Source organism: Candidatus Pseudothioglobus sp. Uisw_086 (genome assembly GCF_048085745.1).
In the GTDB taxonomy this organism is placed as follows: Bacteria; Pseudomonadota; Gammaproteobacteria; order PS1; family Pseudothioglobaceae; genus Pseudothioglobus.
On record NZ_CP159803.1, the window covers coordinates 428,909 to 454,683 of the forward strand.

Annotated in this window: 32 protein-coding genes and 2 tRNA genes; 18 read left to right on the forward strand and 16 right to left on the reverse strand. The window is 35.4% G+C overall.

What is annotated here, in order from left to right:
- Positions 1-9: 9 nt before the first annotated feature.
- The 3 genes from ABXT49_RS02100 to ABXT49_RS02110 are packed head-to-tail and all read right to left on the reverse strand — an operon-like array spanning position 10 to position 2,524.
- Positions 10-1,152 carry an N-acetylmuramoyl-L-alanine amidase family protein gene (locus ABXT49_RS02100; RefSeq protein ID WP_416652770.1) on the reverse strand — a complete coding sequence of 381 codons (1,143 nt, stop codon included), beginning with the start codon at positions 1,150-1,152 and terminating at the stop codon, positions 10-12.
- Entirely contained in the window at positions 1,137-1,595 is a 459-nt protein-coding gene (gene tsaE, locus ABXT49_RS02105; RefSeq protein WP_416652772.1) for a tRNA (adenosine(37)-N6)-threonylcarbamoyltransferase complex ATPase subunit type 1 TsaE, read from the reverse strand. Before tsaE ends, ABXT49_RS02100 begins: the two co-directional genes overlap by 16 nt.
- Entirely contained in the window at positions 1,586-2,524 is a 939-nt protein-coding gene (locus tag ABXT49_RS02110; protein WP_416652773.1) for a calcium/sodium antiporter, read from the reverse strand. The genes tsaE and ABXT49_RS02110 overlap by 10 nt, the downstream gene beginning before the upstream one ends.
- A gap of 147 nt (positions 2,525-2,671) precedes the next feature.
- Here ABXT49_RS02110 and ABXT49_RS02115 point away from each other — a divergent pair, with 147 nt between their 5' ends.
- From ABXT49_RS02115 to ABXT49_RS02145, 7 genes are all read left to right on the forward strand, one after another.
- Entirely contained in the window at positions 2,672-3,391 is a 720-nt protein-coding gene (locus tag ABXT49_RS02115) for a uroporphyrinogen-III synthase (protein WP_416652776.1), read from the forward strand.
- 60 nt (positions 3,392-3,451) lie between these two features.
- Positions 3,452-3,901 carry a hypothetical protein gene (locus tag ABXT49_RS02120; protein ID WP_416652779.1) on the forward strand — a complete coding sequence of 150 codons (450 nt, stop codon included), beginning with the start codon at positions 3,452-3,454 and terminating at the stop codon, positions 3,899-3,901.
- Between the two features lie 124 nt (positions 3,902-4,025).
- Positions 4,026-4,244, forward strand: a complete 219-nt coding sequence (infA, locus tag ABXT49_RS02125) for a translation initiation factor IF-1 (RefSeq protein ID WP_018402165.1) — start codon at positions 4,026-4,028, stop codon at positions 4,242-4,244.
- 110 nt (positions 4,245-4,354) lie between these two features.
- Positions 4,355-4,441 (forward strand) — tRNA-Leu (locus ABXT49_RS02130).
- Between the two features lie 22 nt (positions 4,442-4,463).
- Positions 4,464-4,697: an OadG family protein gene (locus ABXT49_RS02135; protein WP_416652782.1), complete on the forward strand. Its 234-nt coding sequence runs from the start codon at positions 4,464-4,466 to the stop codon at positions 4,695-4,697.
- A 4-nt stretch (positions 4,698-4,701) separates the two neighbouring features.
- Positions 4,702-6,498 (forward strand): sodium-extruding oxaloacetate decarboxylase subunit alpha, encoded by a 1,797-nt coding sequence (gene oadA, locus ABXT49_RS02140; RefSeq protein ID WP_416652784.1) that lies wholly within the window; start codon positions 4,702-4,704, stop codon positions 6,496-6,498.
- A gap of 2 nt (positions 6,499-6,500) precedes the next feature.
- Positions 6,501-7,631, forward strand: a complete 1,131-nt coding sequence (locus tag ABXT49_RS02145) for a sodium ion-translocating decarboxylase subunit beta (RefSeq protein ID WP_416652786.1) — start codon at positions 6,501-6,503, stop codon at positions 7,629-7,631.
- 49 nt (positions 7,632-7,680) lie between these two features.
- Here the strand turns inward: ABXT49_RS02145 and ABXT49_RS02150 are convergent, their stop codons facing one another.
- Positions 7,681-8,358, reverse strand: coding sequence for an ABC transporter ATP-binding protein (locus ABXT49_RS02150; protein ID WP_416652787.1), 678 nt, complete (start codon positions 8,356-8,358; stop codon positions 7,681-7,683).
- Positions 8,351-9,586, reverse strand: coding sequence for a lipoprotein-releasing ABC transporter permease subunit (locus ABXT49_RS02155; RefSeq protein WP_416652790.1), 1,236 nt, complete (start codon positions 9,584-9,586; stop codon positions 8,351-8,353). Before ABXT49_RS02155 ends, ABXT49_RS02150 begins: the two co-directional genes overlap by 8 nt.
- Before the next feature lie 53 nt (positions 9,587-9,639).
- Here ABXT49_RS02155 and lpxK point away from each other — a divergent pair, with 53 nt between their 5' ends.
- Genes lpxK through ABXT49_RS02185 form a run of 6 tightly spaced genes read left to right on the forward strand, consistent with a single transcriptional unit; the run spans position 9,640 to position 13,109 of the window.
- Complete coding sequence (gene lpxK / locus ABXT49_RS02160) at positions 9,640-10,608, forward strand: tetraacyldisaccharide 4'-kinase (RefSeq protein WP_416652792.1); 969 nt, start codon at positions 9,640-9,642, stop codon at positions 10,606-10,608.
- A complete protein-coding gene (locus ABXT49_RS02165) occupies positions 10,605-10,775 on the forward strand; it encodes a Trm112 family protein (protein WP_416652793.1) in 171 nt (56 codons plus the stop codon). Before lpxK ends, ABXT49_RS02165 begins: the two co-directional genes overlap by 4 nt.
- Positions 10,775-11,512: a 3-deoxy-manno-octulosonate cytidylyltransferase gene (gene kdsB, locus ABXT49_RS02170; protein WP_416652794.1), complete on the forward strand. Its 738-nt coding sequence runs from the start codon at positions 10,775-10,777 to the stop codon at positions 11,510-11,512. The genes ABXT49_RS02165 and kdsB overlap by 1 nt, the downstream gene beginning before the upstream one ends.
- Positions 11,509-12,342 (forward strand): bifunctional methylenetetrahydrofolate dehydrogenase/methenyltetrahydrofolate cyclohydrolase FolD, encoded by an 834-nt coding sequence (gene folD, locus ABXT49_RS02175; RefSeq protein ID WP_416652795.1) that lies wholly within the window; start codon positions 11,509-11,511, stop codon positions 12,340-12,342. Before kdsB ends, folD begins: the two co-directional genes overlap by 4 nt.
- The gene (locus tag ABXT49_RS02180; protein ID WP_416652796.1) at positions 12,339-12,710 is read left to right on the forward strand and encodes a glutathione S-transferase N-terminal domain-containing protein; all 372 of its coding nucleotides are present in this window, start codon (positions 12,339-12,341) and stop codon (positions 12,708-12,710) included. Before folD ends, ABXT49_RS02180 begins: the two co-directional genes overlap by 4 nt.
- Before the next feature lie 21 nt (positions 12,711-12,731).
- Complete coding sequence (locus ABXT49_RS02185) at positions 12,732-13,109, forward strand: hypothetical protein (protein ID WP_416652798.1); 378 nt, start codon at positions 12,732-12,734, stop codon at positions 13,107-13,109.
- Here the strand turns inward: ABXT49_RS02185 and ABXT49_RS02190 are convergent.
- From ABXT49_RS02190 to ABXT49_RS02215, 6 genes are all read right to left on the reverse strand, one after another.
- A complete protein-coding gene (locus ABXT49_RS02190) occupies positions 13,106-14,191 on the reverse strand; it encodes a 5-(carboxyamino)imidazole ribonucleotide synthase (RefSeq protein WP_416652800.1) in 1,086 nt (361 codons plus the stop codon). The genes ABXT49_RS02185 and ABXT49_RS02190 overlap by 4 nt on opposite strands.
- A gap of 3 nt (positions 14,192-14,194) precedes the next feature.
- Positions 14,195-14,683, reverse strand: a complete 489-nt coding sequence (gene purE / locus ABXT49_RS02195; protein WP_416652801.1) for a 5-(carboxyamino)imidazole ribonucleotide mutase — start codon at positions 14,681-14,683, stop codon at positions 14,195-14,197.
- An 85-nt stretch (positions 14,684-14,768) separates the two neighbouring features.
- The gene (locus ABXT49_RS02200) at positions 14,769-15,467 is read right to left on the reverse strand and encodes an alpha/beta fold hydrolase (RefSeq protein ID WP_416652802.1); all 699 of its coding nucleotides are present in this window, start codon (positions 15,465-15,467) and stop codon (positions 14,769-14,771) included.
- Positions 15,454-16,563, reverse strand: coding sequence for an aminotransferase class I/II-fold pyridoxal phosphate-dependent enzyme (locus tag ABXT49_RS02205; RefSeq protein WP_416652804.1), 1,110 nt, complete (start codon positions 16,561-16,563; stop codon positions 15,454-15,456). Before ABXT49_RS02205 ends, ABXT49_RS02200 begins: the two co-directional genes overlap by 14 nt.
- An 18-nt stretch (positions 16,564-16,581) precedes the next feature.
- A complete protein-coding gene (locus ABXT49_RS02210) occupies positions 16,582-17,364 on the reverse strand; it encodes a thiazole synthase (protein ID WP_416652806.1) in 783 nt (260 codons plus the stop codon).
- 77 nt (positions 17,365-17,441) lie between these two features.
- Positions 17,442-18,383, reverse strand: a complete 942-nt coding sequence (locus ABXT49_RS02215) for a Gfo/Idh/MocA family protein (protein ID WP_416652807.1) — start codon at positions 18,381-18,383, stop codon at positions 17,442-17,444.
- A gap of 129 nt (positions 18,384-18,512) precedes the next feature.
- Between ABXT49_RS02215 and upp the strand changes: the two genes are divergently transcribed.
- Positions 18,513-19,142: a uracil phosphoribosyltransferase gene (upp, locus tag ABXT49_RS02220; RefSeq protein ID WP_416652808.1), complete on the forward strand. Its 630-nt coding sequence runs from the start codon at positions 18,513-18,515 to the stop codon at positions 19,140-19,142.
- Between the two features lie 6 nt (positions 19,143-19,148).
- Positions 19,149-20,057 (forward strand): aminotransferase class IV, encoded by a 909-nt coding sequence (locus tag ABXT49_RS02225; RefSeq protein WP_416652809.1) that lies wholly within the window; start codon positions 19,149-19,151, stop codon positions 20,055-20,057.
- Between the two features lie 22 nt (positions 20,058-20,079).
- On the opposite strand, the gene ABXT49_RS02230 is transcribed toward ABXT49_RS02225, so the two are convergent.
- From ABXT49_RS02230 to trpC, 5 genes are all read right to left on the reverse strand, one after another.
- Positions 20,080-21,504, reverse strand: coding sequence for a cryptochrome/photolyase family protein (locus ABXT49_RS02230; protein WP_416652810.1), 1,425 nt, complete (start codon positions 21,502-21,504; stop codon positions 20,080-20,082).
- A gap of 54 nt (positions 21,505-21,558) precedes the next feature.
- Positions 21,559-22,278 (reverse strand): FkbM family methyltransferase, encoded by a 720-nt coding sequence (locus ABXT49_RS02235; protein WP_416652811.1) that lies wholly within the window; start codon positions 22,276-22,278, stop codon positions 21,559-21,561.
- Positions 22,279-22,381: 103 nt separating this feature from the next.
- Positions 22,382-22,473: transfer RNA gene (locus tag ABXT49_RS02240), tRNA-Ser, on the reverse strand.
- A 66-nt stretch (positions 22,474-22,539) separates the two neighbouring features.
- A complete protein-coding gene (locus ABXT49_RS02245; RefSeq protein ID WP_416652813.1) occupies positions 22,540-22,953 on the reverse strand; it encodes an OsmC family protein in 414 nt (137 codons plus the stop codon).
- Entirely contained in the window at positions 22,950-23,750 is an 801-nt protein-coding gene (gene trpC / locus ABXT49_RS02250) for an indole-3-glycerol phosphate synthase TrpC (RefSeq protein ID WP_416652814.1), read from the reverse strand. The genes ABXT49_RS02245 and trpC overlap by 4 nt, the downstream gene beginning before the upstream one ends.
- A gap of 77 nt (positions 23,751-23,827) precedes the next feature.
- On the opposite strand from trpC, the gene kdsA reads away from it, so the two are divergent.
- Genes kdsA through ABXT49_RS02265 form a run of 3 tightly spaced genes read left to right on the forward strand, consistent with a single transcriptional unit; the run spans position 23,828 to position 25,700 of the window.
- Positions 23,828-24,667, forward strand: a complete 840-nt coding sequence (gene kdsA, locus ABXT49_RS02255; protein ID WP_416652815.1) for a 3-deoxy-8-phosphooctulonate synthase — start codon at positions 23,828-23,830, stop codon at positions 24,665-24,667.
- Complete coding sequence (gene dapB / locus ABXT49_RS02260) at positions 24,660-25,391, forward strand: 4-hydroxy-tetrahydrodipicolinate reductase (RefSeq protein WP_416652818.1); 732 nt, start codon at positions 24,660-24,662, stop codon at positions 25,389-25,391. The genes kdsA and dapB overlap by 8 nt, the downstream gene beginning before the upstream one ends.
- Positions 25,392-25,400: 9 nt before the next feature.
- Complete coding sequence (locus ABXT49_RS02265) at positions 25,401-25,700, forward strand: YciI family protein (RefSeq protein ID WP_416652820.1); 300 nt, start codon at positions 25,401-25,403, stop codon at positions 25,698-25,700.
- The last annotated feature ends 75 nt before the right edge of the window (positions 25,701-25,775 follow it).

The window sequence follows — 25,775 nt, forward strand, 5'->3', positions numbered from 1 at the left end:
TATTAATTACTATTCTAGTTTTTGGTAGTAATTAATTATTCCTTGATATATTGAGACTGCAATCTTTTGCTGCTGCTTGTTATTGGTTAAACGTTTCTCTTGAGTTGGGTTTGATATAAAGGCAGTTTCAACTAAAACTGAAGGTATGGCGGGAGATTTCAGAACTATAAAGTTAGCCTTTTGAGGTACTTTTTTATGGATTGGCCCAATTTTTTCAAGTTCACCGATTATCTCCTTGGCAAGGTTAAATGATTGCATGTCTCGATCTTTTCTTGAAAAATCTGTCAAAATATTTTTCAAAAATTGATCATTATCAATTACAGTTTCAACACCTCCGAACTGATCTACTAGGTTTTGCGATTGTTCTAATTGTTTAGCTAGTTTGCTGTTATTTCCTTTCTCACTTAAGGTATAGATCGAAGCACCTTTCGCAGTTGTACTTTCTACAGAATCTGCGTGAATAGAAATAAACATCGTGGCATTTTCTTTTTGCGCTATTGTTATTCTTTTAGTCAGCGGTATATAGTAGTCTCCACTCCTAGTCAGAATAGCTTTTAGATCGCTATTTTTATTAATAATTGCTACAAGTTTTTTGGCAATTGCTAAATTTACAGACTTTTCTTGTGATTTATTTTTACCAATAGCTCCTGAATCTTCACCACCATGACCAGGATCAACTAAGATAATTTTTTGACTTATTTGAGCTGATTTTTTTACATTTTTTACTGCTTTTGTCACTTTTATGCCTTGTGTTTTTACCTGAGACTCGAGGTCAATAATATCTACTACGAGTCGATGAAACTTATATTTTGTGTTAGGCTTAAGGGTGAAGTGCTTTACTCTGAATTTTTTATTAATATGCACGATTAACTTAATAGTTTTTTTATCACGTTTTATAAGAACTTTTTTTATCCTATCATCCTTAAAAAAAATATTTGAAAAAGTTTCAGACAATACTTCAGCATCATCAAAACTGATAATCACTACCTTGTCAGTGTTGGTTATATTAAAGAGAGTGTCCTGCTCTTTATCAATAACAATTCGAGTTTGATCTGGTGCAGTCCAGTACCTAAAGTCATAAAGTGTAGTTTTTTCTTCACTAAATGAAGAAGTAGCAAATACAGCAATAATCAAACTTATCCAATAGCGCATTCTAAAATTAATTTTCCTATTTTAGTTTGAGACGTGATATTTACTGTTCTTATGTCGCCATTTCCACTAATATTGATAGATAAATCAGAGTGTGCAATAGCACCTTTACCTAATTCTGGCCACTCGATAAGTTGAAGGCTTTTTGGTTTAAGGTATTCACGAATACCAATGTACTCTAATTCCTCAGGATCACTAAGTCGGTAGCAATCAAAATGGTGAATATCTATTGATTCATTTTGATAACTTTCAACTAAAGTATAAGTGGGGCTTTTAACTTTATCAAATCCAAAGTGTCCAATAAAACTTTGCGCTAGCGTAGTTTTTCCAGCCCCAAGATCACCAATTAAGTATATTACGCATGAGTTTTGTAAGTTAGAGCAGCATTGAGCAAGCTTTTTAGCAAGCTCTTGGGTTTCTTGAAGATTTTTAAGAACTAAATCCAAAACAATTGATACAAGTAAATAGCCAATGCAGTTAATAGAATGAAGCCACCAAAACGACTAATTTTAAGTCTCATCGAGAGAATGAGAACTAGAAGAGTAAACATTAGCATAAAGATGTAGTCACGACTCATTACTTCTGTTGGAATTTGAAAAGGCAGAATTAAACCTGGAATTGCAAGAACTCCAAGAGTATTAAAAAGATTTGATCCAATAATATTTCCAATAACCATTTGATGTTGCTTTTTCAATGCGCTACTTATAGAAACTGCAAGTTCAGGTAGGCTTGTTCCAAGCGCTACAACGGTTAGGCCAATAATTAGGTCACTAACACCAAAGGATAGGGCAAGACTAGTTCCACCCCAGACTACAAGACGTGCACTAGAAACTAATATTATAAGAGACACAATTAAGAGGAGCCAAGTCCTTCCCTTATCATTTTTCTGGGATTTAATTTCAAGACTATCACTATCAGTTAGGTTATTTTTCTTAGATTCTCTAAATACATTAATAAGGAATAGCACTAATAAGGACAGGAGTATCAAGCCATCGGTAAAACTTAAAAAACCGTCTAATAATAAAAAACCTACAACTAGAGTTGATAAAAATAAGAATAACCATTCCTTTTTTAATACAGATTTTTCAACTGTAATTGGAAGGATAATTGCTGTAACTCCCAGAACCAAGCCTATATTAAAAATGTTTGAACCAAATGCATTTCCTATACTCATTTCAGGGTGACCATCATATGCTGCAAGGCCAGAGACTAACATTTCAGGAGCCGACGTGCCAAATCCAAAAATGAGTAGGCCAATGACTAGAGGTGAGATGTTAAATATTCGTGCAATTTTGGCGCCATTATCAGTGAACGCATCTGCGCTCCACATTAGTAAGATAAAGCCTGCTAGTAGAGATAAAATTGGAAGTAACATGTTGTTATATAAAATGATTATGATGTCTATTATAAAGTTATCTAAGTTAGAATTTAGAAAACAGAACTTCTAATTTACTAATGATAGACCAATGTTTTTTAATAAACATTTAAGACAATCTCAAAAGCATGTATTTATAATGATTCAATGATACTTATAACTCGACCATTAGCTCAGACTGCAAATCTTAAAATGCTTTTAGAAGTATCTGATATTGAGTATGAGTTTTTCCCCACTTTTGAAGTAAAAAAAATAAGATCTGGAGTTTTAAAGCAGCATTATGACGTCATTATTTTTATAAGTGTTAATGCGGTTAGCTTTGCCGAAGATTACTTTAATAAAATCTTTACTGGGGTATATAAGGTATTTGCAGTGGGCCCCGTTACCGCTAAAAGATTAATTGATAGAGATGTTAAAGTTGATTGTTTTCCTAAATTTAATGCTTCAAGTATGGAATTATTGGCAATGCAAGAGTGCTCAGACTTGATCAATAAGAAAATTTTAATTGTTAGAGGAAAGGGAGGGTCAGAAACATTAAAGGATAATTTGGGAAAATTTAATCAGGTTGATTATCTTGAAGTTTATGAGCGAGTGCCTTGTGAGTTTTCATCACTTCATGCTGAGTCGATTAAGGTATTTTTAAATTCTACAAATGGAGTTCTAATGGCAGGCAGTAATGAAAGCCTTTCCAACATTGTTCGCCTACTAAATCTTGATTCACCTGATACTTTTAATAAATTTAAAACTAGAAAACTTATTGTTTTTAGTCAAAAAATTAAGGTTATGGCAGAGAGTCTAGGTTTTGAAAATATAAAAGTCACACTAAATCCTTCTGATCAAGATCTAATAAATGAATTATTAAGTTAAAAAAAACTCACAAGTAGAAAATGATTGGGTAACATACATTAAACTGTATCGGGAGTTCAAGTGATTAGATTCGGTATTTCATGGGTAGCACGCTTATTAGGCGTCAGTGGTTTTACCGTCCAACAACCAACAACTCGTGGTTCCCTCCAAGATTTAAATATTCCTGAAAGGATTATTCCTTTTAATCCTAGCAATTTAGCTTTTGATAAAATTCATGATTTTGATGATTCAGAAGCTACACGTCACTTAAAGCGCTTTCAAGATACTCAGGTAAAATTAAGTCAAGGAGAGCAAGTTAGTGATGCCACTAATGATCAAGATCTAGTATCTGTAATTGCTACTTTGAAATCAAAATTATATTTAGAATCTATTAAAAGCAAGCATTATACGAATGCTTTTAATGAGTTAAATGAGAGGTTAGTTGAGTTAGAAAAAATTGTACAGCCTAGTAAGAAAACTGACTTTCAAAAACTCCAGGGCTGGGTTCATTCAAAAAGACACTTCCATTAATCTTTAATTCTTAGTTTTTATTACTATTGATGAGGCGCTCTCGAGTTGATTCATTTTATAAAAATGAAAAGTAATTAGGTATAATACTACTTGGTTTTTAAATTAATATTCTTATTAAATAAATATGTCAAAAAGTGATTACATTGAGTTAGAAGGCGTAGTAAAAGAAAAATTACCTAATACAACTTTTAAAGTTGAATTAGAAAATGGACATAGCGTTCTTGCTCATATTTCTGGAAAGATTCGTAAGCACTACATACGCATACTACCTGGCGACAAGGTAACTGTTGAAATGACTCCTTATGACCTAACTAAAGGAAGAATTACCTTCAGACACAAATAAATGTTTTCTAACATTGAGGTTTTTGACTATATATAATCTCAATTTGATATGAATTTTATTAAAAAAATAGTTTCAGAAATTCTGAGATAATATTTTCAAGCCATAGATAAGCCAGTGTGGTGGAATTGGTAGACACGCCGGATTCAAAATCCGGTTCCTTCACGGGAGTGCCGGTTCGAGCCCGGCCACTGGTACCAAAATTGTTTAGGACTAAATAAAATGGACAACAACTTTGTAAGTGAAGCGCTGAATTTAACCATGTTTGGGATGGGATTCGTTTTTGTTTTTCTTGCTTTGATGGTTGTCGTCACAAATGTAATGTCCTTGCTTGTTGCAAAAATTCAACCCGCAACTAACGATGCTTCAGCATTGGATTCTGATCCAATAATTGAGATTGATGAAAAAACAAGAGCAATTATTGAGGCAGCAATAAAAATGCATACACAGAGATAACTATATGTCTAACAAAGAAAATAATAAACCAGTCCAAATAACTGAGCTAGTTCTTAGGGATGGACATCAATCACTTTTTGCAACTAGAATGCGAATTGATGACATGCTTCCTATTGCAGAAAAATTAGACAAAATAGGTTATTGGTCAATGGAGTCTTGGGGTGGCGCTACTTTTGATGCTTGTATTCGTTTTCTTGGAGAAGATCCTTGGGAGAGAATACGTGAAATCAAAAAAGTTATGCCTAATACTCCTCAACAAATGCTCCTTAGGGCCCAAAATTTATTGGGTTACCGTCACTATAGTGACGATGTAGTTAGAAAATTTGTTGATCGATGCGCCGATAATGGTGTTGGTGTCTTAAGAATATTTGACGCGATGAATGATACGCGCAATCTTAAAACTGCCATTGATCAAACAGTTAAAGTTGGCCAGCATGCTCAAGGCACGATTTCATATACAGTGAGTCCAGTCCATACAACTGAATTATGGATTGAGATGGCTAAAAAAATTGAAGATATGGGTGCACATTCATTGTGCATTAAGGATATGGCTGGCTTATTACAGCCTTATGTTGCATATGATTTAGTTAAAAAATTAAAAAAAGCGATTGATATTCCCATTCAGCTGCATGCTCATGCAACTACTGGTCTCTCTACTGCTTGCATTATCAAAGCAGTTGAAGCTGGGATTGATCGAGTTGATACCTGTATTGGTTCGATGAGTATGACATACAGCCATTCTGCAACTAACTCTGTTGTTTCTATTTTAGATGCGAGCCCACGTAAAACTGGCCTAGACTTAAAAAAACTTGAAGAAATTGATCAGTACTTTAAGCCAATCAGAGCTAAATATGCTAAGTTTGAGGGGTCACTTAAGGGTGTCGATTCAAGAATTCTTACATCTCAAGTTCCAGGCGGTATGCTGACTAATATGGAAAGCCAATTAAAAGAGCAAAATGCACTTGATAAAATGGACGAAGTTTTGTTGGAGATACCTCGAGTTCGAAAAGATTTAGGTTACATCCCTTTAGTAACTCCTACTTCTCAGATTGTAGGTACTCAATCCGTGCTCAATGTTCTAACTGGCGAGCGCTATAAAACTATTACCAGAGAGTCAGCTGGAATACTTAAAGGTGAGTATGGTTCTGCTCCTGCCCCAGTAAACAAAGAACTTCAGGAGAGAGTCTTGGAGGGCGCAGAAGCAATTACTTGCAGGCCTGCAGATAATATTGAGCCTGAGCTGGATGTTCTTGAATCTGAGTTTGATAAGCTTGTTTTAGAGAAAGGTATTAGAGTAGCAGATGAGAAAATTGATGATTTATTGACTTATGCTCTATTTCCTCAGGTGGGAATTAAGTTCTTAGAAAATAGAGATAATCCAGATTTCTTTGAGCCAGTTCCACAGGCGCCAATCAGTTCTTCAACTTCCGAGGAAGATGAAGGAATATATACTGTTTCATTTAAAGGGCAGTCTTATACAGTTAACGTTTCAGCAGGCGGCACGATAAAATCTGTGGGCACTTCCTCAGATACTTCAGAATTAAGTTCCGAAGATTCACAAGTCAGTTCAGAGCCTTTGGTGAATGGAAAAGAGGATATTTCAGCGCCACTATCGGGCACTATTTGGAAAATCTTAGTTAGTCCTAATCAGAATGTTAAAAAAGGTGATACTTTGCTTATTTTAGAGGCTATGAAGATGGAAACTGAGATCAAAGCAACACAATCTGGTGTCGTTTTAAATGTTGGCGTTAAAGAGGGTGATGCGGTAACTGTTGGTCAACTCCTTCTTTCTTTAGGTTAACTATGGAGCAACTAAAGCTACTTTGGGTTAATACAGGCCTTTATCAGATGGATTGGGGCCAAGGTCTTATGCTTCTTGTGGGCATCCTGTTAATCTATCTAGCAATTGTAAAAAAATTCGAACCTCTTTTACTTCTGCCTATTGGGTTTGGCGCTCTTTTAAGCAATATTCCAGGCGCTAATTTAGCTATTGATGGTGGAATTTTGCATCTATTCTACGTTGTTGGTATTGAGTCTGGCGCGTTTCCTTTGATCATTTTTATGGGTGTTGGCGCTTTAACAGATTTTGGCCCACTTCTTGCAAATCCTAAAACTCTTTTACTTGGAGCTGCTGCTCAGTTTGGAATTTTTGCGACACTTTTAGGGGCCGTAGGATTATCAGTAATTGGTGTATTTGACTTTAGCTTGAAGCAAGCTGCTGCAATTGGAATTATTGGGGGTGCTGATGGTCCAACATCTATTTATGTTGCTTCAATTCTTGCGCCAGAATTACTCGGAGCAATTGCTGTTGCTTCGTATTCATATATGGCATTAGTTCCTCTAATTCAACCGCCAATTATGAGAGCGATGACTACTGAAAAAGAAAGAAAAATTAAGATGGTTCAGTTACGTGAGGTCTCTAAGGTTGAAAAAATTATATTCCCAATTATTTTGTTATTACTTGTTGCTCTTCTTCTGCCTGCAGCAGCTCCTCTATTAGGTATGTTTGCTTTTGGTAATTTAATGAAAGAATCTGGAGTTGTTGATCGCTTGAGCGATACTACTCAGAATGCTTTGATTAATATAGTAACGATTTTTCTTGGCCTTGCAGTAGGGTCAAAACTTATGGCCGATAAGTTTCTTCAACTTGATACTTTAGGAATTTTATTGCTTGGCTTAGTTGCCTTCTCTATTGGCACTATGTGCGGACTTCTCATGGCGAAACTAATGAACGTATTTAGTAAAAATAAAATTAACCCATTAATTGGCTCTGCAGGAGTTTCAGCTGTTCCAATGGCTGCACGTGTCTCTAATAAAGTTGGCCTTGAGGCTGATTCAAATAATTTCCTTCTTATGCATGCAATGGGGCCTAATGTTGCAGGTGTTATAGGGTCAGCAATCGCAGCAGGCATAATGATTCAATTTCTAGGTTAGTAAAAAATTTACAACCCTTACGTTTTTAACCCCATAAAACAAACTAGCTTTATGTTTCGTTTATTTCGCCATTGGTTAAGGTAAGCTTTCTACTCATTTTATTTGCAATAGACAGGTCATGAGTAACAATTAAGAGTGCAGTAGTTTTATCTTTGTTTAGCTCTATGATAAGTTCTAATACGTCCTTTGCATTTGCCGCATCTAGATTACCTGTTGGCTCATCTGCCAAGAGACAAGTTGGCTCAGTTATCATAGCTCTTGCAATTGCAACCCTTTGTCTTTCTCCACCTGACAGCTCTGATGGCTTATGATTCAATCGATTTTCTAGCCCAACCTTTGTTAATATTTTTTTAGATTTTAAGAGTGCACCGCCTTTATCAAAACCCATGATTAACAAAGGCAAGGCAACGTTATATAATGATGAAAAATCATTTAGTAAGTGATGAAATTGATAAACAAAGCCAAGATTTTTCGCTCGCAACTCTGTCCTATCTTTTTCGCTAATTTTTGAAATATTGGTATTAGCGATGAGCACATCACCATCAGTAGGAGTATCAAGGCCAGCCATTAAATTAAGTAGCGTTGATTTTCCACATCCTGATTGACCAATAATTGCAGTTGTTTCTCCAGACTTAATTTCAAAATTTAAATTTTTTAAAACAGATGTTTGATTGTTGCCCTCATTATATGAAAAGCTAACAGAGCGACATTCAATTATATTACTCATGCCTTAAAACCTCTGAAATATTAACCTTTCCAGCGCGTTTTGCTGGGTAAATAGCGGCAATAATTACTAATATAAAAGCTCCCAGGACTATACTAACCACATCGCTAAGTAGGATTTTTGATGGAAATCGGCTAATATAAAATAAATCTTTAGGGAAAAATTGGAAGCCAATAATACTTTCAATTCCAGAAATTACAGACTCGATATTAAGAGCCAATAGTAACCCAAGAATTGTTCCTATAGTAATACCAATAAAACCAATACTGAGACCTTGGTAGAAGAATATCCTAACAATTCTTTTCGGAGTCATTCCGATGGTTCTTAGAATTGCAATGTCAGACTTTTTGTCATTAACCACCATAACCATCATAGAGACTATATTAAAAGCAGCAATAGCAATTATCAAAGAAAGAATAATTGCAATCATTTGCTTTTCAAGATTTAAAGCTCTGATAAAGTTTCGTTGTTGTTGCATCCAATCAACCCCATAATAACCATTGCCGAGCGATTTAATTACACTATCTGTAATTTTATTAGCTTCAAATAAGTTATCTACTTTAAGGCGAATTCCAGATACTTGATTACCAAGAGCGAATAAATCTTGAGCGTCATAAAGGTGGATAAATGCCAGATTATTGTTGAAATCATTTACGCCAGCATTAAATATACCGCTTATTGTATAAGATTGTGACTGGGGGACTAGTTTACCAAATGAATTTCTAGAGGGAGCTATCAGAGTAAGCTTATCTCCAATTCCTGTTCCCATAAGTGTTGCAAGGCCAACACCAATTAATATTGATGAATCGTCTTCATTCAGGCTAAGACTTCCATATTTAATATCATCTAATAAGGCAGAGGTTGTTGATTCTAAATCTATAAGGATGCCTCTAACACTAATGCCTTGTGAGGCATTTTTTGAAGTCATTAAGGCAAAGTCTTCAACAAAAGGCGAGGATGCAATAATCTGATCCTGTGTGTCAATTTTTTTTCTAAGATCTTGCCAATTATCGAGAGTATCATCAGTTTCTGTTATGTAGGAGTGAGAAATCGTGTTTAAAACTCGATTTGTTAACTCTTCATGAAAGCCGTTCATTACTGACAAGACAGTAATAAGAGACATAACAGCTAGAACAAGACCAACCATAGAAACGCCAGAAATAAAAGAAACAAAGCCTTTTTTTCGATTGGATCTTAAATATTGGTTAGAAATATGAAATTCAACACTCATGGTCGGAATATTTTGTCATAATTAATGTTTTAAAAGTGATTAAAATTATCAAAATGCTAAGTATTACAAGTTTTATCAATCACAGTAAGTTTGGCCTGGTTAATTTTTTGCTTTTGCCTTTTTCCGCTATTTTCTTCATTTTTAGTTATATACGTCTTTGTCTTTACAAAGTAAGGTTATTAAAAGTAAGCGTGTCATCAGTTCCAGTTATTGTTATAGGCAATATAACAGCAGGTGGAACTGGAAAGACACCAATTGTAATTGCAGTCGCTAATTATTTTGCATCTCGCAATAAAATGGTAGGAGTTGTTTCCAGGGGCTATGGGGGAAAGTACGCTCAAGAATCATTAGAGGTTACTTCGACAAGTGATCCAATTGATTGCGGTGATGAGCCTTTGTTAATAAAGCAACAAACTGAAGCTTTTGTTGTAGTGGCTAAAAAAAGAAGCAATGCAGTAAAATTTTTAACTGAAAACTATTCAGTAGATTTAATTATTAGTGATGATGGTCTTCAGCATTATGCTATGGGACGCGATATTGAAATCGCAGTTATAGATGGACACAATCGATTAGGAAATGGGTGGTTTCTTCCAGCAGGACCTCTAAGAGAATCAAAAAAAAGGCTCAAGTTAGTTGATTTTATTATCAATAATGGTTCGCATATGGAAGGAGAGATATCAAGCAAAATTGAAGCAAACTGTTATATTAATCTAGCTACCAATGAAAAAAAAGATCTTGATTTTTTTAAAAGTAAAAAATGCTTTGCTATCGCTGGAATTGGAAATCCAGATAATTTTTATTCATTGCTTGAGGAGCTTGGAGTTAATTTAATTACTAAAACATTTGCAGATCATCATAAATTTATTGAGAAGGATTTCGAATTTAAGGGTGATTATCCAATCTTAATGACAGCCAAGGATTGTGTAAAATGTAAACAGTTTGCAACAAGCCAAATGTGGTATTTGTCTGTGGATGCAAAAATTAGTTCTGACTTTTATCAGCAACTCGAGTCTAAATTATGATTGACGAAAATTTATTAAAAATGTTAGTTTGCCCAGAAAGTAAAGCACCTCTTAAGTTAGTTGGTGAAGAATTAGTGTGTGAAAAAAGTCAGTTAGCCTACCCTATTATTGATGGCATTCCAATTCTGCTTTTAGAAGAGGCTCGAAAAACTAATTCTGAAAAGTAATGGAATTTTCAGTAATTATTCCTGCTCGATTTGCCTCAAGCCGTTTACCGGCAAAGCTACTAGAAGAAATAAATGGCAAAACACTTATTGAGCATACTTATTCAAATGCAGTTATGAGTTCTGCCAAACGTGTAATTATTGCAACGGATGATGAAAGAATAAGTAAGGTTGCTAAGAATTTTGGTGCCGAGGTTTGTATGACTGACTCAAGTCACACATCTGGTACTTCTCGCTTATCAGAGGCAGTCACCTCTCTAAATTTTAATGAGGATGAAGTGGTTGTTAATGTCCAGGGTGATGAGCCCATGATGAGTCCTAATGCAATAAATCAGGTTGCCTCTAACTTGATTAAAAGTGGAATGAGTGTTGCAACATTGTGCGAAAAAATTGAAAGTGAAGAATCTTACTTTGATCTAAATTGCGTTAAAGTCGTATATAATTCGCGCGGCAAAGCATTGTATTTCTCAAGATCACCGATTCCTGCTTTTAGGAATAGTAGTGAGATTAATTTAGATTTTTGTTTTCGCCATGTTGGCTTATATGCATATCGAGTTAGTTTTTTAAAGCAATATTTGCAAATGGGTAAATCTGAGCTAGAACTCGCTGAGAAATTGGAGCAGTTAACTATATTAAACCAAGGAATCGATATTAATGTTGATATTTCTTGCGCTCCAACTGGCTATGGTGTTGATACAGAATTTGATTTGAAAAAAGTTAAAGAGGAATTAAAAAAATGAATATTATTGACGGAAAAGAGATTGCAAAAAATCTGCGTTTAAAAATTGCTGAAGAAGTAAAAATGCTTGAACGACCTCCTGGTCTTGCTGTAATTTTAGTAGGTGAAGACCCTGCCTCAGCAGTCTATGTAAGAAATAAAGAGCTAGCATGTAAGCAGGCAGGATTTTTTTCAGATAAGATTATTAAATCAGAGAATATCACAGAAGAACAGTTATTAGAAGAGGTGGAGAGGCTTAACAATAATCCTTATATAGATGGCATTTTAGTGCAGCTTCCGTTGCCTAAACATATAGATGCAAATAAGGTTATTGAGCACATCTCACCATATAAGGATGTTGATGGATTCCACAGTGAAAATATTGGAAAGTTAATGCAAAATAAATCCCATTTAAGGCCATGCACTCCAAAGGGCGTTATGACTATGTTGGCATCAGTTGATTGTAAGGTGGAAGGTATGAATTGTGTAGTTATTGGTGCTTCAAATATTGTCGGTAGGCCTATGGCAATGGAGCTTCTAAATGCGCGAGGAACTGTAACTATTTGCAATAGTAAAACTAAAAATGTAGCTGAAAAAGTTAGGCAAGCTGACATTGTTGTTGTAGGTGTTGGAATTCCAGAAATGGTTAAAGGTGACTGGGTTAAAGATGGAGCTATCGTTATAGATATAGGTATTAATCGATTGGAAGATGGCTCTCTAGTTGGAGATGTAGACTTTGATGCAGTCAAAGATAAAGCTGGAGCTATAACGCCAGTTCCTGGTGGAGTTGGGCCAATGACTATTGCAACGCTTTTAGAAAACACATTGATAGCTTACAGGCAAAGTTTATGAGATTTTTTCTAAGATTGTTAAGAGAAGGCTCTGGCAGAGTATTGATATTAATTGACTGGTTATTTAAGCCTTCAGTAGTAAAAAGAAATGATGAAGAGCAAGCTAAGGTTGATCAAGAAACAAAAATTCTAAAGCTTTATCAGTTCTATGCTTGCCCATTTTGCGTTAAGACTAGAAGAGCAATTAAACGTTTAAATCTTAAAGTTGAGACTCGTGATGCTCAAACTGCCGGGAAATTCAGAAAAGAGCTGGAAATAAGTGGTGGAAAGATTAAGGTTCCATGCTTAAAGCTAGAGGGGGCTGGTGAAGCTACTTGGATTTATGAATCGAATGATATTATTAAGTACCTGGATGAGCGCTTTTCATAAACTATTTAATTTTTTATAAAAATGCTTTATATTCGTGGCGGTAATAAAGAGCAAATAGTGCTTTCGCAGCAGTTATTTAGTTTCTGCAGTAACGGCTTGTTTCAAGCAAATAACATTCCAAATATTGATCTAACTATCCAAAAAGTAGATGATGCACTTGCTTGGACAGACTATGAGGGCGATGGCAAGTTCTTTATAGAGATTGAAGAATCATTAGATAGAAAAAAATTCATTATTACCCTGTGTCATGAAATGATACATGTGTGTCAATTTTTAGCAGGTGTTGAAGTCAGTGAGCTATCAGCATATCACTATGAAGAGGAGCTAGCAGAGCAGTTTTATCAAGAAGAGCTAGGCGGTAGTATTAATGGAAGTCTTTCAGATCTAAAAGAGGATTAAGGTAAATACTCTTTTAAGCTTTCTATCGTTTTATTTAATTCATCAATTGAGTTAGAAGTTAAAGTTATATGGCCTAACTTTCTTCCAGTTCGCTCTTCTTTATTATATAAATGAAGGTGAGCATTTTTAGTTTTAAGTACTTTTTGGATTGGTCCATGGACTCCAATTATATTGATCATAGCACTGAACTTTGACGTAATAGTTGTTTGCCCCAAGGGAGATTCAGTAATAGCTCTTATATGATTCTCAAATTGAGAGGTTTGTGTTCCTTCAATGGTCCAATGGCCAGAATTATGAACTCTTGGGGCTATCTCATTAACTAGAAGGTTATCAGATTCAAAGAGTTCAATGGTTAAAACTCCAACATGCTTAATTTCTTTAAGAATAGAGCTCATATACTCTTCTGCTTTTTTTTGAAGAGACGCTGAGATATTTTGTGCAGGGGCTATAGTTAATCTTAGTATCCCCTCATGATGAGAATTTTCAACTAAAGGATAATATTCAAGACCACCATCTATACCTCTAACTGCAATCAAAGATAGCTCTCGCTTAAAATTTATAAAGCCCTCAAGGATTGATTCAGCACCAGCCATCTTTTCCCATGCTTCATGGATCTGGGTTTCAGATTTAATTAAAAACTGACCTTTACCATCATAGCCATCTGTTGCTATTTTTAGTATGGAGGGAATTCCAATATTCTTAATTGCACTTTTTAAATCATCAAGACTATTTACCATTTGATAGGGCACACAAGGTATTTTTAATGCATCTAGAAGTGCTTTTTCTCTGCCGCGATGTTGAGAAATATATAGAGATTTATCACTAGGAAAAACTTTGGTATTTTTACTAATTTCATTAACAATAGTTACGTCAGTATTTTCGCTTTCATAGGTCACAATGTCCGAACTATCAGCAAAATTACTAACTATTTCTGGATTATTATTATGGATAAATGTTTTTCCAAGAAGTGAAGACGGATCTTCTTCAGATAACGCTAAAAATCTCATTTGGTGACCTAAAGGATAGGCTGATAATGCAAGCATTCTCCCCAATTGACCAGCACCAAGAACCCCAATTTTCATAAGTTATTTGTCAGGATTAGGATTGTTGAGAACACTTTGAGTCTGTTCTAAACGAAATTTAGTAACCTTTTGTCTTACTTCTTCATTATGGTTACCAACGATCTGGGCTGCTAAAATTCCAGCATTTTTTGCGCCAGCTTCCCCTATGGCAAGCGTGCCCACAGGAATTCCACCAGGCATTTGAACAATTGACAGTAAAGAGTCGTGACCACTTAATGCCTTAGACTGAATTGGCACCCCTAAGACTGGAATAATTGTTTTTGAAGCAACCATTCCTGGTAAGTGGGCAGAACCACCAGCACCAGCAATAATTACTTCAAGGCCTCTTGCTTGAGCTGTTTCGGCATATTCAAACATTAAATCAGGAGTGCGATGGGCTGAGACAACCTTGACTTCATAAGGAACACTTAATTCTTCAAGCATCTCTGTGGCAATTTTCATTGTGGGCCAATCTGACTTTGAGCCCATAATAACTCCAACTAGTGCACTCATTTTGATTTTGGTGAGGAAATTATTTGAATTATACCAAAAACATGATAGTTATTAGAATTGAAACTAATCTTGAAAGAGCTGGTGATTAAAGTTTAAAGTCTTTATCAATAAAAGGAAGATGACCAGAGCGAATAATAGAGGTTTGTGAGCCAACTGCCTCATACCATTCTTTAATTTTTACTGGGACTAGAGTATCAAGTGAGCCAAGGATAGTAGTTTTAGGTACTGCAATATCTTTATAAATATCTCGCAAGTCAGAATTAATGATTATTTCTAATCCAGTATTTAGCGCACTATGTGAGGCTGGATATTTTTGAATTGATTTGTAAAGCTCTTGAAGTTGAGACTTATCTTTGCTTTGAAGGCTTACGAAACGTTTGAGTGATTTAGTACTATCATTTTTTAAATTAATTGCAAATTGATCAAATACCTCACTACTTATTCCATAATTCCAGTTTTCATTATTTATAAGACAGGGTGTTGCAGCAACTAGAATTAACTTACTAACCTCAATTTGACTTGCAATATAGGTTGAAAGTAAGCCGCCTAAAGACCAACCAAGTAAGATTGATTGCTCCGGGATTATCTTAGTTAGTTCATTGCACCAGCTTTCAATATTTCCATCTATATCTCTACTTCTTCCATGGCCAGGAAGATCAATAACTGTTATTCGATAGTTTGCCTTATATTTATCTATCAAGCTTTGGAATATATCGCTATTAAAGGCCCATCCATGTAATAAGACTAGACTTGGGCCATCACCTATAGTTTTATGCCATAACATCTTTTACCTTTTTTAAAAGTGTTTCAATTTGCTTTTCACTATGACCCGCTGATAATGTAAATCGAAGTCGGGCAGTGTTAGGAGGAACTGTAGGAGGCCGAATAGCGCTAACAAAAAAACCTTCATCAAATAACTTGTTACTTAGCTTAAGAGCTACATTACTTGAGCCTACAACAAGAGGTTGAATTGCACTATCAGATTCTTCAAATTGAAGATCTAATTGCCTATAAATATTCTTAAAGTGACTAATATTAGCTAATAACTTATTTTTTTGTTCACCCTTTTTAATTAACTCTAGGCTCATAAGACCTGCATGACAAAAACTAGGGGGGATGGCAGTAGTGTAGGTATATGGCCTTGATTTTTGGATTAAAAATTCTATAAAGTCATCGTCTCCAGCTACAAAGGCCCCCATAACACCAGCAGACTTTCCTAGCGTAGCCATGTAAATCGAATGCTTAGGGATTGTTGGATTAAAAACGCCAAATCCATGAGCATCATCTTGCATTAATATTGCATCAGTTTGATTTAGAATTTTATAAATTTCTGAAATATCTGCTTTATCCCCGTCCATACTAAAAATATGATCAGTTACAACCAGGCCAGAGCCAGTTTGTTTTTTTAACTTCTTTTGAAGTGAGACAAGATTTTTATGGAGATACCTTTGAATTGGAACGCCAATTAGTCTGGCGCCATCGATTAATGATGCATGATTTAATTTATCTTGGAGTGACCATTTGATTTCATCCCTTAGAGCAGAAAATATTCCAAGATTTGCGCTATAGCCTGATGAAAAAAGCAGTGCTCTTTGTTGGCCAGTATGTTCAGCTAACGCTTCTTCAAATATATGATGTGATTTTGAGTGACCACTTACTAGATGAGATGCTCCTGATCCAACTCCATATAGCTTTACTCCTTCAATTAGTGCCTCTTTAATTTTAGGATGATTGGCTAGAGATAGGTAGTCATTTGAGCAAAAATTCACAATTTTCTTGCCATCAATTTCCATAATAGCGCCCTGGGCACCATTAGCAATTCTTCTTAAACGTAGTAAGTGATTCTGCTCAATATCACTTATATTTTTTGAGAAGTTCATTGCACTAACATCTTAAGGCTATATTAAATTTTCCATAGGTGATGATGCACTTGCATAACTTTTCTTAATCATTCTGCCTGCAAGATAGGATTCACGTCCAGCTATAATAGCATGCTTCATTGCACTTGCCATCAGTATAGGGTTTTCTGCATTTGCAATTGCAGAATTCATAAGTACGCCATCACACCCGAGTTCCATTGCTTCTGCGGCATCACTTGCGCAGCCAATCCCAGCATCAACTAGGACAGGAACATTGGCCTGGTCTTTAATTAGCTTAATATTAAAAGGATTAGCTATCCCCTGGCCTGATCCAATAAGAGAGGCTAATGGCATAATTGCACAGCAACCAATCTCTTCAAGTTCTTTAGCTACTATAGGATCATCCGAAGTATAAACCATGACATCAAAACCTTCTTTTATTAGTATTTTAGATGCTTCAAGAGTTTCTACAATATTAGGATAAAGTGTTTTTTCATCACCCAGAACCTCTAATTTAACGAGGTTATGTCCGTCTAACAATTCTCTTGCTAGAAGTAGAGTTCTAACAGCATCTTTTGCGTTGTAACAGCCTGCAGTATTTGGGAGGATTGTATATTTTTTAGGAGAGACAGCGTCAAGAAGGCTTTCTTCGTTTGGATTTTGGCCAATATTTACACGACGAATTGCCACAGTAATAATCTCTGAACCAGAGGCTTCAGTGGCTAACTTGGTTTCTTCTAGATCTTTGTATTTTCCAGAGCCAACGAGGAGTCTAGAGTTAAAAGTTCTGCCTGCTATAGTAAATGGAGTGTCTTTTTTCATAGCGTTATAAGATACCATGTGATGCAACAAAAATTATTCTATCGCATAGTATTCTTTTGAAGTTTCAAATGATTTATTTATATGATTAAACCAGCTTTGAGTTGGATTTCATTTATAGTTTTCGTAACAATCTGAGAAATTAAAAAATTAGACTTAGATTTAGATTCTGCAAGCGATACAAAGTCATCAATCATAAGTTTGTACTGATTACATGGTGGAAAGCTAACTTTAGTACCTTCCTGCAAACCTCCATTCGCCCAATAAGCATAAGTAATTTCAGGTGGGTTAACTGGAACGCTTAGTTTTGCCCAGCCATTTGATCCTAAAACCGTCAATGCTTGGCAAAGTGCTGCATTACCTGAAACAGTGAAGCTTAGTGTTTCGCCATTTGGCCATTGAAGTGTTGCATCAACTTGCTTCTCAATATCATAGTGATCACTCATTATTGCAGTTGCTGAAAGAACTTTAGGGGCGCCTGTAAATAGCATACATCCTGATAATATTGCATAACAACCAATGTCGTATAAGGGGCCACCACCATCTACTTTGCGATTTCGAATGTTGCCTTTAGGCTGGTCAGGATAGCTAAAAATAAAGTGAGATGATTGATACTCTCCAATGTCAAGCTCTTTAAGCCATGCCCATTGTGGGTGACTTCTTACCATATAGGCTTCATAAAAAAAAGATTCACTACTTGCAGCTGCTGATTCTAATTCCTTTAATTCATTCATGTTAAGGGCAACTGGCTTTTCACAAAGAACATGCTTGCCTAATTTAAGTGCTTGAATAGAATAGGGCACATGCAGATGATTTGGGAGCGGGTTATAAATTGCATCTATTAATGGCTCTGATAGAAGAGCATCATAGTCAGTCTCAATAACATCTTTATAGATACTTGGTAATGGTACTTGACCAGGATTTCTTCTTCCAACATGGGTAACTTCATGTCCTGCAGCTAATATTGCTGGAACAACATATTCGCGAGCAATTTTCGCTTCACCTAAAATTCCAAATTTCATTTAAACCTTTTATTTTTTTATTATGAGGTAATAATACTTGTTCTTTTTATATGATTTTTAGAAAAATATTACAAATTGTATTAACATGTAAAATTAGTTTCTTAATAAGTTTTTTTTGAAGGAATATCAATGCCCCTAAACGCAATTAAACATCCTCTTTTAGCACATAAGATTGCCTTACTTAGGCAACATGGAATTAGCACAAAACAATTTCGTGAACTAGCTAATGAAGTTGCAAGTCTATTGACGTATGAAGCTACTCGGAATTTGCCACTCGAAGACCGTGAAATTAATGGCTGGCAAGGAGAAGCAATAAACACTCAAATGTTATCTGGAAAAAAATTATCAATTGTTCCTATTTTGCGAGCTGGCTTGGGAATGCTTGATGGTGTATTGACTTTGGTTCCAAATGCGAAAGTGAGTGTCGTTGGTCTTTACAGAGATGAAAAAACTTTAAATCCGGTTGCATACTTCGATAAAGTTATTACAGATATTGATCAAAGAACTGCCTTAATTATTGATCCTATGCTGGCAACTGGAGGAACCCTCCTTGCTACAATTGACCTTCTAAAACAGAAGGGTTGCAAAAAAATTATTGGTTTATTTCTAGTTGCCTCTCCTGAAGGCTTAGAAAGGGTAACTAAACTTCATCCTGATGTAGATCTTTTTATAGCTGCAGTAGACGACTCTTTAAATGAAAATGGCTATATTCTTCCTGGGTTAGGTGATGCTGGTGATAAGATTTTTGGAACTAAGTAAATAATCTTGGAAGAAGATATTTTTCCAAAAGGAGCAGCCTGGTTGAATGGTGAATTCATTCAACTATCTGAAGCTCGTATTCCAATTTTAGATTGGGGTTTTTTAAGGTCTGATGCAACTTATGATGTTGTTCATGTTTGGAAAGGTCGTTTTTTTCGCTTAGATAAGCATATTGACAGATTTTTTGAATCAACAGAAAAATTAAGAATGCCTTGTATAGTTGGCCGTGATGAGCTTAAAAAAATACTTGCTGGTTGTGTCCATCGATCTGGATTGGATGATGTCTATGTAGAAATGATTCAAACTAGAGGAATGTCCCCTAAATTTGACAGAGATCCACGCAAATCTAAGCCTCGGTTTATTGCTTTTGCTGTTCCATTTAGCTGGATTCTGAAGCCCGAAGATTTTGAGAAAGGATTGGACGTTTTAGTAAGTGCTAGAAGGAGAATACCAACTAATTCTATTGATTCAAGAATTAAAAATTATCACTGGCTTGATTTGGTAAGTGGAATGTATGAAGCTTATGACTTAGATCATGACACGGTAATCCTTGTGGATGAAGAAAATAATATTTCAGAAGGGCCAGGCTTTAATATTTTTTGTGTAGATAAGGATGGGCTTCATTCCCCTAATCAGGGAGTTTTAGAAGGCATAACTAGGCATACAGTTCTTGATTTAGCAAAAGAATTAGGCATTCCTTTTCAATTGAACTCAATATCACTTGAAAAGCTTCAAGATTCAAATGAAGTTTTTGCAACTTCAACAGCGGGAGGAATAATGCCAATTACAAGAATAAATAATAAGTTAGTTGGCAAAGGTGTCCCTGGAAAAATTACCAGAATACTTCATCGGAGTTATTGGAATAAACATACTCACCCTGATTGGAGTCAGTCAGTTAATGATTTTTTAGAGTAGGGCTTTAACAGAGCTTTGATGATTAATCATCTACTTTTTTTAAAGATTTAAAGGCTTCAAGCGCATTCTGGCGAGATAATTTTAAATCTATAATAGGCTTTGGATAGTCTTTTCCAATAACAACTCCAGCCATATCTAATTCTTCTTGGGGTGCTTCCCAAGGATTAAATAAGTATTTGTTTGGTAGCTCACTTATTTCAGGGATGTATTTACGAATATATTCCCCATCCGAGTCAAACTTTTGCCCCTGCGTGACTGGGTTAAAAATTCTAAAGTAGGGCGCTGCATCTGCCCCACAACCTGCAATCCATTGCCAGCTTGCACTATTACTAGCTAAATCTGCATCTACTAAACAGTCCCAAAACCATCTTTCACCATGATGCCAGTGAAGTAGAAGATTTTTAACTAAAAATGAACCTACAACCATTCTTACTCGATTATGCATTGCGCCAGTTAGCCATAACTCCCTCATTCCTGCATCAACCATAGGTATTCCAGTTTGACCTTTTTGCCAAGCAATTAATTTTTGCTCATCTTGATCCCATGGGAATAGATCAAACTTGGATTGCAAATTCTTTTTAGGAAGTTCAGGATTAAAGTAGAGCTGTGTGTATGAAAATTCGCGCCAACCGAGCTCGCTACAGAAGTGGTCAATATTAGTATCATCGCCTTTTTTCTGTGCAGCATGCCAAGCTTGATTGGGAGAAATCTCACCAAAATGAAGATGGGGAGATAGTCTAGATACAAAAGGTTTTGATGGAATATTTCGACCTTCTTTATAATTTTCTACTCCATTATTTAGGAATTCTGTTAATCGGTTATTTGCACCAAGTTCACCAATATTCCAAAATGATTTCATTTCAATGTCCCATTTAGTAGAGGGTAATAAAGACAAAGCATTAATGTCTTTTAAACTATTTTTATCATGAAAAAGATTTAGATTTTCAGGAGTAGAAATTGGTTTGCGCGGTTCGTCAGACAAAAGACAACCTTTTCGAAAGTATGGCGTAAAAACTTTATATGGAGTTCCATCCGCTTTTTTTATTGTCCAGGGTTCCCAGAGTAATGAGCCATTGAAAGTATTTACTGAAATGCCTTTTAACTCAAGTTCTTTTTTTATATGCGTATCACGTTTAATTCGCCATGGTTCATAACAGCGATTCCAAAATATCTCTTTAATATCTAATCGATTAATAATCTCTAATATTACTTCAATTGGGTCTCCAGAGTAAATTGATAAGTTTTGATCCAAACTTTTATTAAGAGAGTGTAAAGAATAATGCAACCAAAAACGACTTGCCTCTCCCATCGAATAATCTTTAGAATTTACATCATCTAAAATATATATAGGCAGTATTGAATTATTTTTTGCAGCTGCAAAGAGTGCTGGGTTGTCTGATAATCTCAGATCTTGACGAAGCCAATAAATTGCCGTGGGAGTATTCATGAGGTATTTAATTAATTATGCCAATGCTTATTTTTTTAAAAAAATAATAAGCTACTAATTTTTGATTATATGTTTATTATAGTCAAATGAATCTCTTCTTACAAATATTGAAGTAGGGCCGACCCTAGAGGTAAAATCATAATTATTTTTTATCATATAAGAAGTAATATTTGAATGAGTAGAAGGGTTAATATTTGCTGTGTAGTCTTCAATAGCAATTAAATAAATTTTAAATTTGCTAAAGTCTATGTCAAATAAAACTTCCTCATCTACACCCTCAAGATCAATATTGAGATAATCTATCTCAACAATACTATAAGCATTGAATAAAGTATTTATATCGATGGATTCAACTACCTGTTTTTTGATAAAATTTCGTTCAGAAGCAATTGATTTTTTAACAGATGCTGTTGCAGTAATTCCACCCGGGCCAGTTGCTTTATCTGGAAGATAGAGGTCGATAGTTTTTATGCCTTTAGCATATTCTTTAGATGAAATAATTGCATAATTAAGATTAGTATCTTTTTTTCTTATTTTATTAAAAAGTGATATAGAATTTTTGTTAGCATCAACATTTATTCCACGCCAGCCTTTATGATAAAAAAAAGCTGTGTTTGAATGAAGAAATGGGTGATTTGCCCCAAGATCAACATAAAAACCATTTTTCTTTTTACGATCAAAAAGTTTTTTAATGACTACATCTTCTCCAAATTGTCCTGTGTGAGCTTTAACTTGACCATTAAAAAAAGCCGTAATTATTTTAAAAAATGACATAAAAATGTTAATCAGTAGATTTTTGTATAGAGATGATTTTACGCTATATATACCAATATTCAATTAGCATAAAAAGCTAAAGTTCTTTCGAGTAATATGAGTATGGCGGAGAGAGAGGGATTCGAACCCTCGATAGGAGTTAAAGCCTATACTCCCTTAGCAGGGGAGCGCCTTCAGCCACTCGGCCATCTCTCCGAAGAAGGAATATTATACTGGAATTATCTTAAATGAGTATTTTAGTAATAACGGTTTAATAAAATTTTATTCAAGGACTTCAAAATCGTGAGTAATTTTTGAAGTTTTCCCTAGCATGATTGATGCAGAGCAATATTTTTCAGCTGAAAGTGTAATCGCTTTATCAACTTTTTTTGAATCTAAATCTTTACCTTTAACAATAAATTGAATGTGTATATCAGTAAAAACTTTTGGATGCTCATTTGCCCTTTCAGCACTAATTCTAGTTTCACAATGCGATAGGTTTTGACGCATTTTTTTAAGCGTTGTAATAACATCAATCATAGTACAACCTGCAACTCCAAGCAGAAGCATTTCCATCGGTCTAACGCCAAGATTTTCGCCACCAATCTCTATGGGACCATCCATCGTAATAGAGTGGCCACTATGAGATTTACCAACCATTAGCATGCCATCAACCCAATTTACAGAAAGATTCATTTAAAAAACTCCTTAAGTTTTTGGCCAGGATTTGAGTGCTTCATAAATGCCTCGCCAATTAAAAAACCAAATACATCATTCTGGTGCATCAACTCAACATCAGCTTTAGATGCAATTCCTGATTCAGTTATCACAAGTTTATCACCGCTAATTTCACTAAGCAAGTCAATGGTGGTTTGAAGGCTAACTTCAAAGTTTCGAAGATTTCTATTATTAATTCCAATCATTGGTAAATCTAATTTAAGCGCTCGACGTAGCTCATTTAAATCATGAATTTCAACTAATACATCCATATTGAGAGATAAAGCAAGATCGCTTAAATATTTGATTTCATAATCTTCTAGACAAGACACAATTAGTAAAATACAATCTGCCCCCATCGCCCTTGATTCATAGACTTGATAGGGCCTAATAATAAAATCTTTACGAATAACTGGCAATGAAACCGCAGCTCGTGCTTTTATCAAATACAAAGGATCACCTTGAAAAAAATCACGATCTGTTAATATAGAAAGGCAGCTTGCACCTCCATCTTCATAGCTTTTTGCAATTTCTACGGGCTCAAAATTTTCTCTTAAAACACCTTTGCTTGGAGAGGCTTTTTTAATTTCAGCAATTATTCCACTTTGACGCTCTTTTACTTTTTTGTTTAATGAATTAAAGAAACCTCGGGGGGTATCTGCACTATTTGCTAGCTCAATCATTTTTTCAATTGGAAGCCGCCTTGTTGACTCTGCTATTTCTTCTTGCTTTCGAGCAACAATTTTTTTAAGTATGTCGGGTGTTTTTTGTGCCATGGTTTTAATGAATTTATAACAATGCTTATTTTAAACGAATATAATTTACGTATATATTTAAGTAATGAGTGAAGTACATGAATTTACTAGATTTTCAGGCTGGAATTGATCGCCCATTTTTTTTGATTGCTGGCCCATGTGTCGTTGAGTCAGAGTCTTTGGCAATGGAAAGTGCAAGCTATTTGAAAAAAGTTTGTAGCGAGCTTAATATCAATTTCATCTATAAGTCTTCCTATGATAAGGCTAATCGAACAAGTGCAGATAGTTTCCGTGGTCTAGGTATTGAAGAAGGGCTTCGTATTTTAGAAAAAGTAAAGTCTGAAGTGGGAGTATCTGTTTTAACTGATGTTCATGAAGATTCACCTCTAGATGAGGTCTCTTCAGTAGTTGATGTCCTTCAAACGCCTGCTTTCCTTGTAAGGCAGACTAATTTTATTCAAAATGTGTGTGGTCAAGGACTTCCTGTGAATATTAAGAAAGGCCAATTTCAAGCGCCTTGGGATATGGTCAATGTTGTTGAGAAGGCCAAGGCAACAGGAAATCAACAAATTATGGTTTGTGATAGAGGGACATCTTTTGGATACAACACACTTGTTTCAGATATGAGAGGCCTTTCAAGCATGAGGTCAACAAACTGTCCAATTGTTTTTGATGCAACTCACTCTGTTCAGCAGCCTGGTGGAGAGGGAGCCTCTTCTGGTGGGCAAAGAGAAATGGTACCAGTTTTAGCTAGAGCAGCTGTTGCAGTTGGCGTTTCTGGTGTTTTTATGGAGACGCATCCAAATCCCGAGCTTGCAAAAAGTGATGGCCTTAACTCTATGCCAATGAACTTAATGTTTACATTACTTGAAACTCTCAAAAAGATTGATGAAGTAACTAAAAATAATGATTTATTAGAGGATTCTATAAATGACTAGAATTGCAATAAACGGATCTAAAGGAAAGATGGGGCAAACCCTTGTTGAGGCTGTCAATTTAAATAATAGTGCGACATTAGGTGCGGGCTTTGATAAGGGTGATAACCTTAATGATTCACTCCAAGATTTCGACGTTTTAATTGATTTTTCAAGACCCGAGGCATCTCTGAAGGCCATCTCAATTTGTAAAAATTCTGGAAAAGCTATGGTCATTGGAACTACTGGGTTTAGTGATGATGAGCTAAAAGTAATCAAGCAAGCTTCAACTCAGATACCAATTGTTTTTGCTCCTAATATGAGTGTTGGAGTTAATTTAACGCTTAAGTTGTTGGAGACTTCTGCAAAAGTTATTGGGCAAGATTCTAGTATAGAAATTATTGAAACCCACCATCGTTATAAGGTTGACTCACCTTCAGGCACGGCTCTCAAGATGGGTGAGGTTGTTGCAAATGCACTTGGAAGAGACTTAGCTAACTGCGCAGTATATGGCCGTGAAGGTATTGATGAGCCTAGAGATCTAAATACCATTGGATTTTCATCGATTAGAGGTGGTGATGTTGTTGGCGATCATACTGTAACTTTTTTTATGGAAGGTGAGCGAATTGAAATAACACATAAAGCATCTTCTAGAATGATTTATGCAAATGGTGCTGTAAGAGCAGCTAACTGGCTTTATAACAAGCCTAGTGGGCTATATTCAATGCAAGATGTTTTAGAACTTTAGGAGTAATTAATGTTGTATGCAATTATTTCTCAAGATGTAGAGGATAGTTTTAAAAAACGCATAGGCGCTAGACCTGATCATGTTGCTCGTTTAATTCAATTAAAAGATGAAGGGCGCCTTATTTTAGCGGGTCCTCATCCTGCTATCGACTCAATAGATCCCGGTGATGCAGGTTTTACAGGATCACTTATTGTTGCTGAGTTTGAAAATCTTAAAGAGGCGCGCTCCTGGGCTGACGAAGATCCTTATGTTGCTGCCGGAGTATATTCAAGCGTTGTTGTTAAAAATTTCAATAAGGTTTTGCCTTAAATGATTTCCATAGAGGGGTTTTTTGCTGGATAATTTAGCCTTTTTTGACAAAAGCAACTCAATCAAAAACTTAAA